This window comes from Microbacterium sp. AB (assembly GCF_032878875.1).
Lineage (GTDB): Bacteria > Actinomycetota > Actinomycetes > Actinomycetales > Microbacteriaceae > Microbacterium > Microbacterium betulae.
Window position 1 is genome coordinate 1,312,664 of sequence record NZ_CP118157.1, and the last position, 16,754, is coordinate 1,329,417.

Genomic DNA, 16,754 nt, shown 5'->3' on the forward strand with positions numbered 1-16,754 from the left:
TTTCGGCCGGGCTCGTCAGGGGACGAGCACGACCTTGCCGCGCGCGCCGGACTCGACGATGCGGTGCGCCCGTGCGGCCTCGGCGAGGGGGAGCGCCTCTCCGAGCTCGACGCTGAACCGCCCGGCGGCCAGCAGTGTGATCGCGACGGCGACCGCCTCGTGGCGCCAGGCCAGCTGCTGTGCCGTGAGGGGAACGGGCGAGCCGCCGGCGAAGGCGCGGATGCCGAGATCCGCGGCCTTCGCCCCCTGGACGAGGGTCGCGATGCGCCGCCGGTCGTGGAGCAGCTCGAGAGAGGCCGCGAGCGCCTCGTCCGTGCCGACGGCGTCGAGGACCACGGTGGGGCCCTCCGGGGCGATCTCGCGCACCCGATCGGCGAGCCCTTCGCCGTAGGGGACGGTCTCGGCGCCGAGGCCGCGCACGCGGTCGGCGCGGGCGTCGCTCGTCGTGGCGATCACGCGGGCGCCGAACAGCGCGGCGAACTGGACGACCGCCTGCCCGACCGAGCCGGAGCCGCCGTGCACGAGCAGCGTGTCGTCTCCGCGCACGCCGAGCGATCGCAGCGACTGGTACGCGGTGCCGACGGGGATGCCGAGCGCGGCGCCCTGCGCCGCCGTGACTCCGGGGGGTCGCAGGAACGCCTTCGACGCCGAGGCGACGACGTCGGTCGCGTACGCGCCCGGCGTCTCGAAGAACACCACGGGATCGCCCGTCCGGAGGCCGTCGACGCCCTCGCCCACGGAGACGACGAAGCCGGCTCCGTCGGTGCCGACGCCGCGCGGCGCGGTGAACGGCCCGGAGGCTCGCACGCCCGACCGCAGCTTCGCGTCGACCGGGTTGACGCCGGCCGCCTCCACGCGGATCACGACCTGTCCCTCTCCGGCGACGGGATCGGGGACGTCTGTCACCGCGAGGACGTCGGGGCCGCCGAGCTGGGAGTACTGGATCGCCTTCGCCATGTGTCTCACGGTACCGCGAAGCGGGGGATCCCGACGGGCCTCGCGGCCGATCGGGACCCCCTGTGACGGTGTGTGACGGCGGGCGCGTCAGCTCTGCGCGACGACGGCCTCCGCGGCCGCGGACACCGTCGGCTCCACCGGCACGAGGCGGCTGAGCTGCGTCACGTGGCGCGGCTCGAGCTCGTCGAGCGAGGAGACGCCGAGGAGCTTCATCGTCCGCTCGATCTCGCTGCGGAGGATGGCGATCGTGCGGTCGACGCCCTCGCGCCCGCCCGCCATGAGGCCGTACAGGTACGCGCGGCCGACGAGCGTGAACGTCGCCCCGAGCGCCACGGAGGCGACGATGTCGGCGCCGTTCATGATGCCCGTGTCGACCATGACGGTCGCGTCCTTGCCGACCTCGCGCACGACCTGCGGCAGCAGGTGGAACGGCACGGGAGCGCGGTCGAGCTGACGACCGCCGTGGTTCGAGAGGATGATCCCGTCGACGCCGCGGTCGATGAGCCTGACGGCGTCGGGGACGTTCTGCACGCCCTTCACGACGAGCTTGCCCGGCCACATCCCGCGGATGATCTCGAGATCGTCGTAGGAGATGGTCGGATCCATGGCGGCGTCGAGGAGGTCGCCCACCGTCCCGCCCGTCGTCGAGAGCGAGGCGAACTCGAGCTTGGGCGTGGTGAGGAAGTCGATCCACCACCACGGCCGCGGGATGGCGTTGAGGATGGTGCCGAGCGTCAGCTGCGGCGGGATGGCGAACCCGTTGCGCTTGTCGCGCAGCCGTGCGCCCGCGATGGGCGTGTCGACCGTGAACATGAGGGTGTCGAAGCCGGCCCTCGCCGCGCGCTCCACGAGCCCGTACGAGATCTCTCGCTGCCGCATGACGTACAGCTGGAACCAGTTGCGGCCCTGCGGGTTCGCCGCCTTGACGTCCTCGATGGAGGTCGTGCCGAGCGTCGAGAGGGTGAACGGGATGCCCGCGGCGGCGGCGGCCCCCGCGCCGGCCGTCTCGCCCTCGGTCTGCATGAGGCGCGTGAACCCCGTCGGCGCGATGCCGAACGGCAGGGCGCTCGGACCGTCCAGGATCGTCGTCGAGGTGTCGACGTCCTCCGCGGGCCTGAGGATGTCGGGATGGAACTCGATGTCCTCGAACGCCTGGCGCGCGCGGTGCATCGACAGCTCGCCCTCCGCGGCGCCGTCGGTGTAGTCGAACGCCGCTGCGGGGGTGCGGCGCTTCGCGATCCGGCGCAGGTCGTAGGTCGTGAGCGCGGCGTCGAGGCGGCGCTTCCTGCCGTCGAGCTCCGGCTTCTTGAACTGCATGAGCTCCAAGAGCTCAGCGGGCTTCGGCAGCTGTCGCGTGACCATGCTGGTCCTTTCCGATGGTGATCTGGTCGTAGTAGCCGGTGATGTGCGCGCGGACGGCGTCCGCCGCGGCGTCCGGGTCTCCCGCCGAGATCGCGGCGAGGATGCCCCGGTGCTCACGACGCAGGCGTGTGCACGTCGTCTCCCAGTCGTCGACCGAGAGGGCGCCCGCCGTCGCGTACGCCTCGATGGCGGATCGAAGCCCCGCCATCGTGGCCGTGATGACCTGGTTGCCCGACGCCTCGGCGAGGGCGAGATGGAACCGCTGGTCGAGCGCGAGGAACCCCGCCTCGGCGAGGGCGGGGTCGTCCATGGCGTCGAGCAGGGCGGACGGTCCGGCGAGATCGGGGGCGGAGGCCGCGAGGTCCTCGGCGACGTGCGTCTCGAGCACGAGGCGCGTGTCGACCACGTCGCCGACGGGGAAGCCGGTCGCGGCCAGCTGCAGGCGCATGAGGGCGGACATGCCGCCGCCGGGGAGGGCGATGATGATCGCGCCCGACGAGGGGCCGGAGCCGGTCGCGGTGCGCACGAGGCCGAGCACCTCGAGCACGCGGATCGCCTCGCGCACGCTCGACCGCCCCACGCCGAGCTCCCCGGCCAGCGCCCGCTCCCCGGGGAGGCGGTCGCCGGGGGAGAGCTCCCCGTCGACGAGGGCGCGCTCGAGATGCGAGAGCACGATCTCCCACGCCCGCTGCTCGTCGGCCACGATGCCTCCTGTGCTCGGACCGCTGTGGTCCGACCACACGTTACCACGGCGGTCGTGCCCCGGAGCGGGTAGCGTCGAGGCGTGCCCCGTTCCCCTCTGCCCCAGCGCCACGGCCTCGACGCGGCGTGGGTGCGGACGCCCCGGGAGACGACGTGGGCGACGATGCGCGAGCACCTCGTCGAGCGGCTCCCGCGCCTGACTCCCGCGCGCATCGACGAGATGCTCGGCGACGGCGCCTTCGTCGACGACTCCGGCCGTCCGCTCGCCGCGGACGAGTCCTACCGGCCGCACGCCATCGTCTGGTTCCACCGCGATCTGCGCGACGAGGCCGAGGTCCCCTTCCCCCTCGACGTCCTGCACCAGGACGAGCGCGTCGTCGTCGTCGACAAGCCGCACTTCCTCGCGACCATCCCACGCGGCCGGCACGTGCGGCAGAGCGTCGTCGTGCGCGCGCGGAACATGCTCGGGCTGCCGGAGCTGTCCCCGGCGCACCGCCTCGACCGCGTGACGGCGGGCGTGCTGCTGCTCACGACCGAACGGCGATGGCGTCGCGCGTACCAGACGATGTTCGAGGAGCGCGTGCCGCGGAAGGAGTACGAGGCCGTCGCCGCGGCTCCCGGCGATCTGGAGCTCCCCGCGCACGTGCGCAGCCACATCACGAAGCAGCACGGCGTGATGCAGGCGTTCGAGCACGACGACCGCGCGCCCAACGCGCACACCCTCGTCGAGCTCATCGAGGAGCGCGGAGGCCTCGCCCGCTACCGGGCGACGCCGTTCACGGGCAAGACGCACCAGATCAGGCTGCACATGAACCGCCTCGGCCGCCCCATCGTCGGCGACCCGCTCTACCCGCTCGTCGATGACGTCGACGTCGACGACTTCTCCGCGCCGCTGCAGCTGCTCGCCCGCACGCTGCGGTTCGTCGACCCCGTCGACGGCGCGGAGCGGGAGTTCACGAGCCCGCGGGCGCTGGAGGCGTTTCCGCCGTCGGATCGATGACCGATCCCCGTCTCGTCCCTCGGCGCGGAGGCGCCGTTCCGGCGGCCGACGACCGTGCTTCGGCACCGATCAGGCACCGGCCGTCCCGCGCGGCGCGTAGCGCCTCGGGGACGTCGTGCGGGCGACGAGACGGCGCAGGTCCTCGAGCGAGCCGTCGACGGCGCCGAGGGCGCGCGCCTGGACGAGGACGTTGCCGAGCGCCGTCGCCTCGACGGGGCCGGCGAGCACGGGAAGCCCCGCACGGTCGGCGGTCAGCTGGCAGAGGAGCTCGTTGAGGGAGCCGCCGCCGACGAGGTGGACGGCGCCGACGCGCTTCCCCGACAGGTCCGACGCCGTGTGCACCGCCTCCGCGAAGGCGTCCGCGAGACTCTCCACGATGCAGCGGACGTACTCGGCGCGCGTCCGCGGGACGGGGAGCCCACGCTCCCTCAGCCAGGTCGTGATGCGCTCGGGCATTCCTCCCGGCGCGGTGAAGGCGGCGTCGTTCGCGTCGAAGACCGGCTGCGGCGCGGTGACGTCCGCGGCTTGCGCGAGGAGGGAGCGGAGGTCGATCGTCTCGCCGGACTCGCGCTCCCACGCGCGCACGGACTCCGACAGCAGCCACAGGCCCATGACGTTGTGCAGGAACCGGACGCGGCCGTCGACGCCGCCCTCGTTCGTGAAGTTCGCCGCGCGGCTCGCCTCGGTGAGGACGGGAGCGTCCAGCTCGACGCCGACGAGGCCCCAGGTGCCGCAGCTGATGTACGCGGCGTCGGGGTCGGTCATGGGGATGGCCACGACGGCGGATGCCGTGTCATGGGATCCGACGGCGACGACGGGCGCGTCGATCCCCGTCGTCGTGCGCACGGCGTCGCGGAGCGCGCCGATCGTCTCGCCCGGCCGGACGAGGCGCGGCAGGATGCGCGAGGGGATGCCGAGCCTCTCGGCGAGCGGGAGGTTCCACGCCGAGCCGTCGACGCGCAGCAGGCCCGTGGTCGATGCGTTGGTCGTCTCCGCGACGCGCTCTCCCGTCAGCCAGTACGCGATGAGATCGGGGATGAGCAGCGCCTCGTCCGTGAGCTCGAGCGTGCCCGCCGCCGCGTCGGCGGCGTACTGGTAGAGCGTGTTGAAGCTCAGGAACTGCAGGCCGTTCTCGGCGTACAGCTCGTCGAACGGCGCGACCGCGTGCACGGCGTCGACGCCGGCCCGCGTGCGCGCGTCTCGATAGTGGTAGGGCGTGCCGAGCATGCGCCCTCCGCGCAGCAGCGCGTAGTCGACGGCCCACGAGTCGACGCCGATCGACGCGACGTCGCCGGCGGACGCGGCGCGGAGGCCCTCGAGGACCGAGCGGTACAGCTCGAGGATGTTCCAGTGGAGGCCGTCGATCGTCTCGACGGGGGTGTTGGGGAACCGTGCGACGGCCTCGAGCCGCAGTTCGTCGCGTCCGACGCGGCCGAGCATGACGCGGCCGCTCGTGGCTCCCAGATCGACGGCGGCGACGGTGACGCTCATGGGCGTGGACTCCTGTAGGGGCGGGGCGGGGCGGGGATCCGGGGATCAGCGCAGGAAGGCCGCGGCGACCCCGGAGTCGACCGGGATGTGCAGACCGGTCGTGCGGCTGAGCTCGGGTCCCGTGAGGACGTACACCGCATCGGCGACGTTCTCGGGGACGACCTCGCGCTTGAGGATCGTGCGGTTCGCGTAGAACTGCCCGAGGTCCTCCTCCTTCACCCCGTACGTGGCGGCGCGGTTCGCGCCCCAGCCGGAGGCGAAGATGCCGGATCCGCGCACGACGCCGTCGGGGTTGATGCCGTTGACGCGCACCCCGTGCTCGCCGAGCTCGACGGCGAGGAGGCGCACCTGGTGCGCCTGGTCGGCCTTCGTCGCCGAGTAGGCGACGTTGTTCGGGCCGGCGAAGACGGAGTTCTTCGACGAGATGTAGACCACGTCGCCGCCCAGCCCCTGCTCGACGAGCGCCTTCGCCGCGGCCTTCGACACGAGGAAGGAGCCCTTCGCCATGACGTCGTGCTGCAGGTCCCAGTCCTTCTCCGTCGTCTCCAGCAGCGGCTTCGACAGCGACAGGCCGGCGTTGTTGACGACGAGGTCGATGCCCCCGAACGCCAGGAGCGTGGCGTCGACGGCCGCCTGGACGCCGTCCGCGTCCGCCACGTTCGCCGCGACGCCGATCGCGACATCCGCGTCGCCGAGCTCGGCCGCCGCGGCCTGCGCCTTCTCGAGGTCGAGGTCGGCGACGACGACGCACGCGCCCTCGGCCGCCAGGCGCGTCGCGATCGCCTTGCCGATGCCGGATGCGGCACCCGTCACGAACGCGATGCGTCCCTGGTGGGTCTTCGGCTTCGGCAGCCGCCGGAGCTTCGCCTCCTCGAGAGCCCAGTACTCGATGCGGAACTTCTCCGACTCGGGGATGGGCCGGTACGTGGAGAGCGCCTCCGCGCCGCGCATGACGTTGATCGCGTTGACGTAGAACTCCCCGGCGACCCGCGCGGTCTGCTTGTTCGCGCCGTAGCTGAACTGCCCGACGCCCGGGACGAGGACGATGAGCGGATCGGCGCCGCGGATGGCGGGGCTGTCCTCCGTCGCGTAGCGCTCGTAGTAGGCGGTGTAGTCGGCCCGGTACTGCTCGTGCAGCTCCTTCAGCCGCGCGATCGACTCCTCCACGCTCGCCGTCGCCGGGAGATCGAGGAGGAGCGGCTTGACCTTCGTGCGCAGGAAGTGGTCGGGGCAGCTCGTCCCGAGCTCCGCGAGGGCGGGAGCCTTCTCGCGCGCGAGGAAGTCCAGGACGACGTCCGCGTCGGTGAAGTGCCCGACCTGCGGCCTGTCGTGACTGGCGAGGCCGCGGATCGTCGCGGCGAGAGCGGCGGCCTTGGCCCGGCGCTCGGCCTCGGGCAGCGCCTCGAAGCCGGGCCGCACGCGGCCGAAGGGCTCCGCCGCGCCGTTCTCCGCGATGTAGGCCGCGGCCGTCTCGATGATCCAGAGCGAGTTGCGCTCGCTCTCCTCGCTCGTGTCGCCCCAGGCCGTGATGCCGTGGCCGCCGAGGATCGTGCCGACGGCCTGCGGGTTGGCCTTCTTGATCTCCGCGATGTCGAGGCCGAGCTGGAAGCCGGGGCGCCGCCACGGCACCCAGACGACCCTGTCGCCGAAGATCTTCCTCGTCAGCTCCTCGCCGTCCGCCGACGTGGCGATCGCGATGCCGCTGTCGGGGTGGAGGTGGTCGACGTGCGCGGCGTCGACGAGGCCGTGCATGGCGGTGTCGATCGAGGGCGCCGCTCCTCCCTTGCCGTGCAGGCAGTAGTCGAAGGCGGCCACCATCTCGTCCTCGCGGTCGAGGCCGGGATAGACGTCCACGAGCGCGCGCATGCGGTCGACGCGCAGCGCCGCGAGGCCCTTCTCGGTGAGCGTGCCGAGGTCGCCGCCGGATCCCTTGACCCAGAGGAGCTCGACGGGCTCGCCGGTGACGGGGTCGATGTCCGCGCCCTTCGCCGACGTGTTGCCGCCGGCGTAGTTGGTGTTCCGGGGGTCGGAGCCCAGCCGGTTCGACCGGGCGATGAGGTCAGCGACGGTGGGATTCGTCATGGGGTTCCTTCGAACGGGAGCACCGAACGGTGCTGTTATCTCATGTGAAAGATAACACACGTGAACGTATGGCGAAAGGGCTCAGATGATCTCGGCGAGTGAGCGGTAGGGGTCGAGCCGCGGATCGGAGGGCTCCAGCTCGGTGACGATCGCCGAGATCTCGTCGCTCTCCAGCGCCCGCGCGACGGAGCGTCGCCCGAGTTTGCTCGCATCGACGCAGAGGACGGTGCGGCTCGCGCCGGCCGCCAGCATGCGCTTGACCTCGGCCTCCTCGACGGAGACCTCCGACGTGCCGTCCGAGGGGTCGACCGCGTCGGCCGACGCGAAGAAGACGTCGAAGTACACCGAGCTCAGCGAGCGGCGTGCGATCGGGCCGACGAGGCTGCCCGTCGTGGGCTCCGCGGCGCCTCCCGAGAGGACGGCCGTCACGCCCTCCAGCCGGTTCGCCGCCTGAAACGTCTCGAACGCGTTCGTGCACACCATCAGCCGGTCTCGCGATCCGAGCGAGGCGGCCAGCGCGTGCACGGTCGTCGAGGCGTCCAGGGCGACGACGCCGCGGCGGGGGACGAGTGAGAGGGCCTTCGCGGCGACGGCGCGCTTCGCGGTCGCGCGCACGGCGGAGCGGGCGTCGAAGGCGCGTGCGGTCTCGGCCGCGACCGCCCCGCCGCGTACCCGGCGGACGCGCCCTTCCGCCTCGAGATCCAGCAGATCGCGCCGGATGGTCATGGTCGACACCGCGAAGAGCTCGGCGGCGGCGTCGATGAGCACGCCATCGGCTTCGTGGGCGAGCGCGACGAGGCGCTCGCGGCGACGCTCGGCGTCGAGATTCGAGATGGCCATGGGGGCATCCTAGGAGGAGGGTGTGCCCGACCGGATGTGAGAAGTTGTCAACTTCTGTCACGAGGAGGAGCGGGCTTGCCTAGACTCGTGCTCGTGAACTCCCTGGCCGCAGAAGAGCGCTGGAACTGGCTGCTGACCCGTCTGAAGGAATCGAAGGCGGTGTCGCTCGCAGAGGCGGCCGAGGTCCTGGGCGTCAGCGAGATGACCGTGCGCCGCGATCTCAGCGGGATGGCGTCGCAGGGCATCGCACGGCGCGTGCGCGGAGGCGCCGTGTACAGCGGGCCCGTGAGCTTCGAGGGGCGGGAGCGATCGCATGCGGAGGAGAAGACCGTCGTCGCCGAGAAGCTCCTGCCCTTCGTGCCGTCGTCCGGGGTCATCGCGATGGACTCGTCCACCACCATCCACCGCCTCGCGCAGCTCATCGCCCCGAGCGACGACCTCACCGTCGTCACCAACGGGCTGACGACCTTCCAGGCGCTCCAGGAGCGGCCCGGGGTCACGGCGATCCTCACGGGCGGGGCCGCCGACCGGAGATCGGGCTCGCTCGTGGGCCCCGTCGCGACGGCGTTCCTGGACGGCATGCGCTTCGCGGCCTTCTTCTCGTCCGCCGCGGCGATCGACGAACGCGCCTGCTACGAGGACACGCTCGAGGAGGCGGAGATCAAGCGCGCCTTCGCGCGCTCCTCGGCGCAGGTGGTCATCGGCGCCCACTCCGAGAAGCTCTCCGGCAATGCCACGGCGGCGGCCGTCACGCTCGATCGCGTGGGGGTGCTGGCGACCGAGCTGGCGCCGGACGCGACGGACCTCGCACCCTACGCGCGCATCGTCGAGACCCTCCTCTAGAACAGGATTTGACAAAAGTTCACAGCTGCTAACACCATGGTCCCATCACAGCCGACACGAAGGAGTGGGTTCGGATGGCATCATCGGGCGGCATCGCGGTCTCCCTGGAGGGGATCACGAAGCACTACCCCGGCGTCGTGGCGCTCGACGGCGTCAGCCTCGCGCTCGCTCCCGGGGAGGTGCACGCGGTCGTCGGCGAGAACGGCGCCGGCAAATCGACTCTGATCAAGGTGCTCGCAGGCGCCGTGGAGCCGACCGGGGGGTCGATCGTCGTCGACGGCGTCGCACACGGACGGCTCACGCCCGCCCTCGCGCAGGAGCTCGGCATCGCCGTCATCTACCAGGAGTTCACGCTCGTCCCGACCCTCGACGCCGCCGAGAACGTCTTCCTCGGGCACTACCTCCGACGCGGACCCGTGCTCGACCGTCGGCGCATGCACGCGCGCACCGCGGAGCTCTTCGCCCGACTCGGCGTCGACATCGACCCCCGCACGCCGGTGTCCGAGCTCACGACGGGATACCAGCAGATCGTGGAGATCGCCAAGGCGCTCTCGCGGGACGCCCGCCTGCTCATCATGGACGAGCCCTCGGCTCCGCTGACGACCGCCGAGGTGGAGGCCATGCACCGCGTCGTCGACGCCCTCAAGGCGCAGGGGATGACCATCGTCTACATCTCCCACCGGATGGACGAGATCTTCCGCCTCGCCGACCGCGTGACGACGCTCCGCGACGGCCGCCGCATCGCGACGCAGCGGACGAGCGAGACGAGCCGTGCGCAGCTCATCAGCCTCATGGTGGGCCGCGAGCTCACGGAGGCGTACCCCCTGCGCGAGGGCGCTCCCGGTGACGTGACGCTGCGCGTGGCGGGCCTCACGGGCAACGGCGTGCGCGACATCTCCTTCGAAGCGCGCGCCGGCGAGATCCTCGGGTTCGCCGGCCTCATCGGCGCCGGGCGCACCGAGCTCATGGAGGTGCTGTTCGGGGCGGCGCCGATCGACGGGGGAGAGGTGACGCTCCACGGCCGTTCCGTGGTGTCGCGCTCTCCGATCCAGGCGATCGGCAACCGTATCGCGCTCGTGCCGGAGGATCGGAAGCGGCACGGGCTCGTCCTGGAGTTCTCGATCCTCCGCAACATCTCGCTCCCGCTGCTCCCCACGCTGTCGCGCGCGACGGTCGTGTCGCGCCGTGAGGAGCGCCGTCTCGCGGAGACGTACATGCGCGACCTGCGCATCAAGGCGCCTTCGGGCGCCGAGATCGTCGGCAACCTCTCCGGGGGCAATCAGCAGAAGGTCGTCCTCGCGAAATGGCTCGCGACCGAGCCCGAGGTCCTCATCTTCGACGAGCCCACGCGCGGCATCGACGTCGGGGCGCGCGCCGAGATCTACGCGATCATGAACCGCCTCGCGGCGGCCGGCAAGACCGTGCTCATGATCTCGTCCGACATGGAGGAGCTGATCGGCATGTCCGATCGGATCGTCGTCCTCCGCGAAGGCGTCCAGCAGGGGACGCTGCCCAGGCAAGAGATCACCCAGGAGACCGTGATGGCCCTGGCTGCGCAAGGAGACACCGAATGAAGTCCGTACTCATGCCCCGGCTCAAGGAGCTCGGCATCCTCCTCGTGCTCATCGTGCTCGTCATCGGGTTCAGCCTGGCGACGCCCAACTTCCTCGATCCCGCGAACATCTTCAACATCGCGCGGCAGGTGGCGACTCTCGGCATCTGCGCGGTCGGGTTCTCGTTCGTGCTGATCACGGGCGGCATCGACCTGTCGATCGGGTACCAGATCTCCCTCAACGTCGTCGTGACGGGGATGCTCATGGCCCGGTTCGAGGTGCCCTGGTACGCGGCGTGCCTCGCGGCGCTCGTGCTCGGGGCCCTGATCGGCGTCGTGAACGGGCTCATCATCACGCTGACCGGCGTCGCGCCGCTCATCGTGACGCTGTCGATGATGATGATCCTCAACGGCGTGAGCTACCTGCTCTCCGGGGGCCTGCCGATCTTCGGGTTCCCGGCCGAGTTCTCGGTGCTGGGGCAGGGCGCGATCGCCGGCGTCATCCCGGTGTCGCTGCTCTTCCTCGTCGCGGTGTGGGCGATCGGACTGTTCATCCTCGACAAGACGTACGTCGGCCGCTACTTCTACGCCATCGGCAACAACGCGGAGGCCGCGCGCCTGTCCGGCGTCAACACGCGCCGCACGATCGTCTTCGTCTACGCCCTGTGCGGCTTCTTCACGGCCATCGGCGCCGTGCTCCTGCTCTCGCGTCTCAACTCCGCGCAGTCCGCGACCGGCGCGGGCTTCGAGTTCACCGTGCTGACCGCGTGCGTGCTCGGCGGGATCAGCGTCATGGGCGGCCGAGGCAGGCTCTTCGGCGCCTTCGTCGGAGTCCTCATCGTCGGCGTGCTCGACAACGGGCTCGTGCTCATGAACGTGAGCGAGTACGTCCAGCTCGTCATCAAGGGATGCATCCTGCTCGCCGCCGTCGTGTACGACGCGATGTCCAAGAACTCCCGAGGTCGCCGCAAGCAGATCGGCGGCGTGCCGCTCTCCGTCCCCGCGACGCCCGTCGCCGCCTGACCATCCCGCTCCGGAGACCGCCCGTCTCCGGCCATCCCCTGGACGTGCTCGCCGACGAAGGCGGGACCCGCGCGTCCGCACACGAAAGGAAGCCCCTTGTGAAGAAGATCGGCATGTTCGCCGCGACCACGGCGGTCGCAGCGCTCGCGCTCTCCGGGTGCACCACCGTCCACGACACCGCTCCCGCCGGAGGGAGCGCAGGCGGCGACGACGCCGTCGGCATCACCTTCTCCGACCTCAGCAATCCGGTCTGGGCCGAGCTCGTGCAGGAGGCGCAGTCCTACGGCGCCGAGCAGGGACTCTCGGTCACCTATGTGGACGCGAAGAACGACGCCGCCACGCAGGTCACGCAGATCGAGAACTTCATCCAGCAGGGCGTATCCACGATCATCGTGTGCGCCGTCGACGCCAACGCTCTCGCCGGCGTCACGAAGCGCGCGCAGGAGGCCGGCATCGAGGTCGTCGGGTACACGCAGGTCCTGGAGAACTACGACGCGCAGTATCTCGTGGACGCCTACAACACCGGCTATGCCAACGGCGAGGCGGCCGCGGCGTGGATCGACGAGAACTTCGACGCCGACGAGACGGTCGAATGGGCGCTCATGGACCTGCCACGGTTCCCCGAGATCATCGACCGCGCGAACGGCATCAAGGACGCCATCGCCGAGCTCGCGCCCAACGCCGAGCTCGTGGCCACCGCGCCGGCCCTCACGGCGGAGGACGGCGTCGCCAACGCCGAGAACTTCCTCCAGGCGAACCCCGACCTCAAGGTCATCGCGACGATCGGCGGCGGCGGGGCCGTCGGCGGCAACGAGGGCGTCAAGTCCGCGGGCGTGACCGACGACGAGTCGTTCGGCCTGTTCGGCATCGACGCCACGGAGAACGAGGTGCAGAACATCATCGACGGCGATCCGGAGAAGTCGACGATCAGCCTGGGCGGAGGCCGGGCTCACGGCCGAACCCTCATCGACATCACGGTCGACCTCCTCGCGGGCGAGGCCGTCGAGAAGGACCAGTTCATGCCGATCGAGGTCATCGACGCGTCCAACGCGCAGGAGTACTACGACGAGGTGTTCGGCGACTGACGCCGACGGGCGTCCCGGCGTGCGCGCCGGGACGCCCGGGCGGGCCGCCGGTCCGCCGGAGTGTGCATCGCGGACACGTGCCGCGGTGCGGAAGGAGACCCCATGACCATCGTGCTCGCCGCCGGCGACCGCTTCATCAGGCCCCGCCTCTTCCGCGACCACGTGCTCGCGCAGGCGGGCGATCTCGTCGACGAGGTGCGCGATCTCGAGCTGCCGTGGCCCGATGTGCCGTTCGGCCGCGTGGGCGACGTCGACGAGGCGTCGAGCGACGAGGAGACGATCATCGCGGCGCTCGACGGCGCCGACGCCCTCGTCACGCAGCTGGCCCCCGTCACGGACAGGGTGCTCGCCGCGACCCCGTCGCTGCGATTCATCGGCGTCTCGCGCGGCGGGCCGACGAACATCGACCTCTCGGCCGCCGAGCGGCGCGGGGTCCTGGTCTGCAACGTCCCCGGTCGCAACGGCGTCGCGACCGCGGAGATGAGCCTCGGGCTCATGCTCGCCGTCCTCCGCCGGATCCCCCTCACGCAGCGCACGCTCGAGAGCGGGCGCTGGGAGGGGCGCTTCTACCGCGACGACCAGGTCGGCCTCGAGATCGACGGCGCCGTCGTCGGCGTCCTGGGCGCGGGCGCCGTGGGCCGCCGCGTCGCGTCGGTCGTCGCGGCGATGGGCGGGCGCGTGCTCGTGTACGACCCCTACCTGCCGAGCGGAGCGCTGCCCGACGCCGAGATCGTCGACGACGTCGACGATCTCTTCCGACGCTCCGACATCCTCACGGTGCACGCGCGGCTCAACGCCGACACGGCCGGAGTCGTGTCGGCGGAGCGCATCGCGCTCATGCCGCGCGGAGCGCACATCGTCAACGCCGCGCGCGGCGGGCTCGTGGACTACGCGGCGGTGGCCGCGGCGCTCGCCTCCGGCCAGCTCGCGGGCGCCGCGTTCGACGTCTTCCCGAGCGAGCCCGTCGACTTCTCCCATCCGATCTTCGCGGCGTCGGCGGCGGGACACAATGTCGTCATGACGCCGCACATCGCCGGCGCGAGCAGGCAGACGGCGGAGCGCGCCGCCGCCGGCGTCGCGGAGGAGCTCGGACGCGTCCTCCGCGGCGAGCCCGTGCGGCACGCGCTGACCGGCGTCTCGGCGCGGAGCCGGTGACCGTGCGGATCCTCCTCGGCGTCGACGTCGGCACGACGTCGCTGAAGGCGGTCGCGACCGACGGCGACGGCCGGCTCGTCCGCGAGGGCGCCGTGCGCTATCCGACGGCGACGGACGCCGACGGCGGTGCCGAGCAGGACGCGGACGTCTGGTGGCGCGCCCTGTGCGAGATCGCCCCGCGCGTGGTGGCGGGCGACGAGGTCGTGGCGGTCGCGGTCACCTCGCAGGCCCCGACGCTCGTGCCCGTCGACGCCGACGGCGCCGCCGTCGGCCCGGCGTTCACCTGGCTCGACCGGCGTGCGCAGGCCGATGCCGCCCGCGTCGCGGCCGTCGCGCCGGGACGCAACGGCGCCGACGCGTTCTTCGGGACGGCGAAGCTCCCCTGGCTGGCGCGCGAGCGTCCGGCGATCGCCGACGCGGCGCACCGGGTCGTGTCCGCGAACGGCTACATCGTCGCCCGGCTGGGCGGAGCCGTCGTGCTCGACGACACCTCCGCCTCGCTCATGCAGGGGTTCGACGAGGAGTCCTCGTCGTTCCCCGCCGCGCTGCGCGAGGCGGTGGCGGGCCTCGACCTGCTCCCGGAGACCGTCGCGTCGTCGACCGTCGTCGGCGCGGTCTCCGCGTCCTCGGCGGCCGCGACCGGCATCACGCTCGGCGCGCGGGTGATCGCGGGCGCGATCGACGCGGTGGGCTCGGCGCTCGAGGCGGGCGTGCTCGCGCCGGGCGGCCCGCTCATCGAGATGACCGGGTTCTCCAGCGTGTCGATGCTCGCGGTCCCCTCCGGCACCGCCGTGCCCGGCTTCATCCACGCCCGGCACTGCGTGCCGGGGACCGACCTCCTCATCGCCGCGCAGGTGACGGCGGGGGCGACGGTGGACTGGGTGAACGCACTCGATCCCGCGCACGATCTGCGCGACGATCCCGCGCTCGCGACGCGCTCCCGCCCGTCTCGGCTCACCTTCGCGACCCCGCTCGCCGGCGAGCGCACACCGACGTGGAATCCGCGCGCCCGCGGCATCCTCGACGGGATCGACCTCGGGACCGACGGCGTCGAGCTGCTCCTCGCGGCGCTCGAGGGCAACGCCCTCGCCCTGGCCGGCGACGTCGTCGCGCTCGGCGCGCACGGGTATCCCGTGGCCGAGGTCCTCGCCACGGGCGGCGGCGCGCGGTCGGACCTCTGGCTGCAGATCAAGGCGGATGCGCTCGGGGTGCCGGTGCACCGTGCGGAGCGCGGCCACGGGGCGGCGCAGGGCGCCTCCTATCTCGCGGGTGCCGCGGCGGGGGAGTACCGGCTCGACGAGGTCGTGGCGGGAGGCGGGATCGAGACGACGTTCCATCCCGATCCCGACCGTCACGCCGCCTACCGCGCGAAGCTCGCGTGGGCGGATCGCATCGCCCGGCTGAACGCCGAGAGATGACCGGAGGGGGACGGCTCGGCCGTCCCCCTCCGGTCGACGGCGCCGGTCAGGCGCCCCAGCCCGCCGGGGCCCCGCCGACGCGCTCGGCCTCGATCCTCGCCTGGTAGCCCGAGGAGAGGTAGGCGGCCGTGGGATCCGCGGGAAGGCCGCGCGTCTCGCGCCACTGCGCGAGGGCGGGACGGACGTCGGTGTAGAACGCGTCCATGAAGACGGCGTTCGCGGCGAGCACGTCGCCCGAGACCTGCGCGGCGCGCAGGGACCCCTGATCGACGAGCAGCGCGCGCGCCGTCATCTCCTGCACGTTCAGGACGGAGCGGATCTGGCCGAGGATCTTGTTCTCGACGTTGTGGCACTGGTCGAGCATGAACGCCACGTCGGGGTTCGCGTAGCCGCCGCCGCGGACGACCTCGAAGAGGATGCGGAACAGCTGGAACGGGTCGGCCGCGCCCACGATGAGGTCGTCGTCGGCGTAGAAGCGCGAGTTGAAGTCGAACGAGCCGAGCCGGCCGAGGCGCAGCAGCTGCATGACGATGAACTCGATGTTGGTGCCCGGGGCGTGGTGGCCGGTGTCGAGGCACACCAGCGCGCGGTCGCCGAGCGTCGCCACCTGTGCGTAGGACGTGCCCCAGTCGGGGACGTCGGTGTGGTAGAACGCCGGCTCGAAGAACTTGTACTCGAGCACGAGGCGCTGGTCGTCCGAGAGCCGGGCGTAGATCTTCTGCAGCGACTCGTTCAGGCGGTCCTGACGCCCGCGGAGGTCGGCCTGGCCGGGATAGTTCGATCCGTCGGCGAGCCAGATCTTCAGGTCGCGCGAGCCCGTGGCATCCATCACGTCGATGCACGCGAAGTGGTGGTCGACGGCCTTCTGCCGGATCTTCGGGTCCTCGTGCGTGAGCGCGCCGAACCTGTAGTCGTCGTCCTGGAAGGTGTTGGAGTTGACGGTTCCGAGCGAGACGCCCAGGTCCTCCGCGTGGGCGCGCAGGCCGTCGAAGTCGTCGACGAGATCCCAGGGGATGTGGAGGGCCACGGAGGGGGCGAGCCCCGTGAGCCGGTTCACCTGGGCCGCGTCGGCGATCTTCTCGAAGGGGTCGCGCGGCGTGCCGGGCGTCGAGAACACCTTGAAACGGGTGCCGGAGTTGCCGAACGCCCAGGAGGGAAGCTCGATCGCCTGCTTCTCGAGCCGACGGAGGAGCTCGTCGTCCAGCACGACGGAGGAGGTGGAGGTCGTCATCGACGGTGGCCTT

At 71.8% G+C, this 16,754-nt stretch carries 14 protein-coding genes; 7 read left to right on the plus strand and 7 right to left on the minus strand.

Features of this window, described 5'->3' with window-relative positions; genetic code table 11:
* Positions 1–15: 15 nt before the first annotated feature.
* The 3 genes from N8K70_RS06190 to N8K70_RS06200 form a co-directional block, all read right to left on the minus strand.
* Positions 16–957, minus strand: a complete 942-nt coding sequence (locus N8K70_RS06190) for a quinone oxidoreductase family protein (RefSeq protein WP_317140729.1) — start codon at positions 955–957, stop codon at positions 16–18.
* An 87-nt stretch (positions 958–1,044) separates the two neighbouring features.
* Positions 1,045–2,319, minus strand: coding sequence for an alpha-hydroxy acid oxidase (locus tag N8K70_RS06195; RefSeq protein ID WP_317140730.1), 1,275 nt, complete (start codon positions 2,317–2,319; stop codon positions 1,045–1,047).
* Positions 2,288–3,022 (minus strand): FadR/GntR family transcriptional regulator, encoded by a 735-nt coding sequence (locus N8K70_RS06200; RefSeq protein ID WP_317140731.1) that lies wholly within the window; start codon positions 3,020–3,022, stop codon positions 2,288–2,290. Before N8K70_RS06200 ends, N8K70_RS06195 begins: the two co-directional genes overlap by 32 nt.
* A gap of 81 nt (positions 3,023–3,103) precedes the next feature.
* On the opposite strand from N8K70_RS06200, the gene N8K70_RS06205 reads away from it, so the two are divergent.
* Entirely contained in the window at positions 3,104–4,021 is a 918-nt protein-coding gene (locus tag N8K70_RS06205) for a pseudouridine synthase (RefSeq protein ID WP_317140732.1), read from the plus strand.
* Between the two features lie 69 nt (positions 4,022–4,090).
* Here N8K70_RS06205 and N8K70_RS06210 read toward each other — a convergent pair whose 3' ends face one another.
* From N8K70_RS06210 to N8K70_RS06220, 3 genes are all read right to left on the minus strand, one after another.
* The gene (locus N8K70_RS06210) at positions 4,091–5,512 is read right to left on the minus strand and encodes a rhamnulokinase (protein ID WP_317140733.1); all 1,422 of its coding nucleotides are present in this window, start codon (positions 5,510–5,512) and stop codon (positions 4,091–4,093) included.
* A 45-nt stretch (positions 5,513–5,557) separates the two neighbouring features.
* Complete coding sequence (locus tag N8K70_RS06215) at positions 5,558–7,594, minus strand: bifunctional aldolase/short-chain dehydrogenase (RefSeq protein ID WP_317140734.1); 2,037 nt, start codon at positions 7,592–7,594, stop codon at positions 5,558–5,560.
* Between the two features lie 81 nt (positions 7,595–7,675).
* On the minus strand, positions 7,676–8,434 hold the full coding sequence (locus N8K70_RS06220) for a DeoR/GlpR family DNA-binding transcription regulator (RefSeq protein WP_317140735.1): 759 nt from the start codon (positions 8,432–8,434) through the stop codon (positions 7,676–7,678).
* A gap of 75 nt (positions 8,435–8,509) precedes the next feature.
* Here N8K70_RS06220 and N8K70_RS06225 point away from each other — a divergent pair, with 75 nt between their 5' ends.
* The 6 genes from N8K70_RS06225 to N8K70_RS06250 all read left to right on the plus strand — a co-directional run bounded on the left by N8K70_RS06225 (position 8,510) and on the right by N8K70_RS06250 (position 15,510).
* Positions 8,510–9,277, plus strand: a complete 768-nt coding sequence (locus N8K70_RS06225) for a DeoR/GlpR family DNA-binding transcription regulator (RefSeq protein ID WP_317140736.1) — start codon at positions 8,510–8,512, stop codon at positions 9,275–9,277.
* A gap of 74 nt (positions 9,278–9,351) precedes the next feature.
* The gene (locus N8K70_RS06230) at positions 9,352–10,851 is read left to right on the plus strand and encodes a sugar ABC transporter ATP-binding protein (protein WP_317140737.1); all 1,500 of its coding nucleotides are present in this window, start codon (positions 9,352–9,354) and stop codon (positions 10,849–10,851) included.
* The gene (locus N8K70_RS06235) at positions 10,848–11,852 is read left to right on the plus strand and encodes an ABC transporter permease (RefSeq protein ID WP_317140738.1); all 1,005 of its coding nucleotides are present in this window, start codon (positions 10,848–10,850) and stop codon (positions 11,850–11,852) included. Before N8K70_RS06230 ends, N8K70_RS06235 begins: the two co-directional genes overlap by 4 nt.
* A gap of 98 nt (positions 11,853–11,950) precedes the next feature.
* A complete protein-coding gene (locus N8K70_RS06240; RefSeq protein WP_317140739.1) occupies positions 11,951–12,937 on the plus strand; it encodes a sugar ABC transporter substrate-binding protein in 987 nt (328 codons plus the stop codon).
* A 102-nt stretch (positions 12,938–13,039) separates the two neighbouring features.
* The gene (locus N8K70_RS06245; protein WP_317140740.1) at positions 13,040–14,092 is read left to right on the plus strand and encodes an NAD(P)-dependent oxidoreductase; all 1,053 of its coding nucleotides are present in this window, start codon (positions 13,040–13,042) and stop codon (positions 14,090–14,092) included.
* Entirely contained in the window at positions 14,089–15,510 is a 1,422-nt protein-coding gene (locus N8K70_RS06250) for a xylulokinase (RefSeq protein WP_317140741.1), read from the plus strand. Before N8K70_RS06245 ends, N8K70_RS06250 begins: the two co-directional genes overlap by 4 nt.
* Positions 15,511–15,556: 46 nt before the next feature.
* Here the strand turns inward: N8K70_RS06250 and rhaI are convergent, their stop codons facing one another.
* Positions 15,557–16,741, minus strand: coding sequence for an L-rhamnose isomerase (gene rhaI / locus N8K70_RS06255; protein ID WP_317140742.1), 1,185 nt, complete (start codon positions 16,739–16,741; stop codon positions 15,557–15,559).
* Between the last annotated feature and the right edge of the window lie 13 nt (positions 16,742–16,754).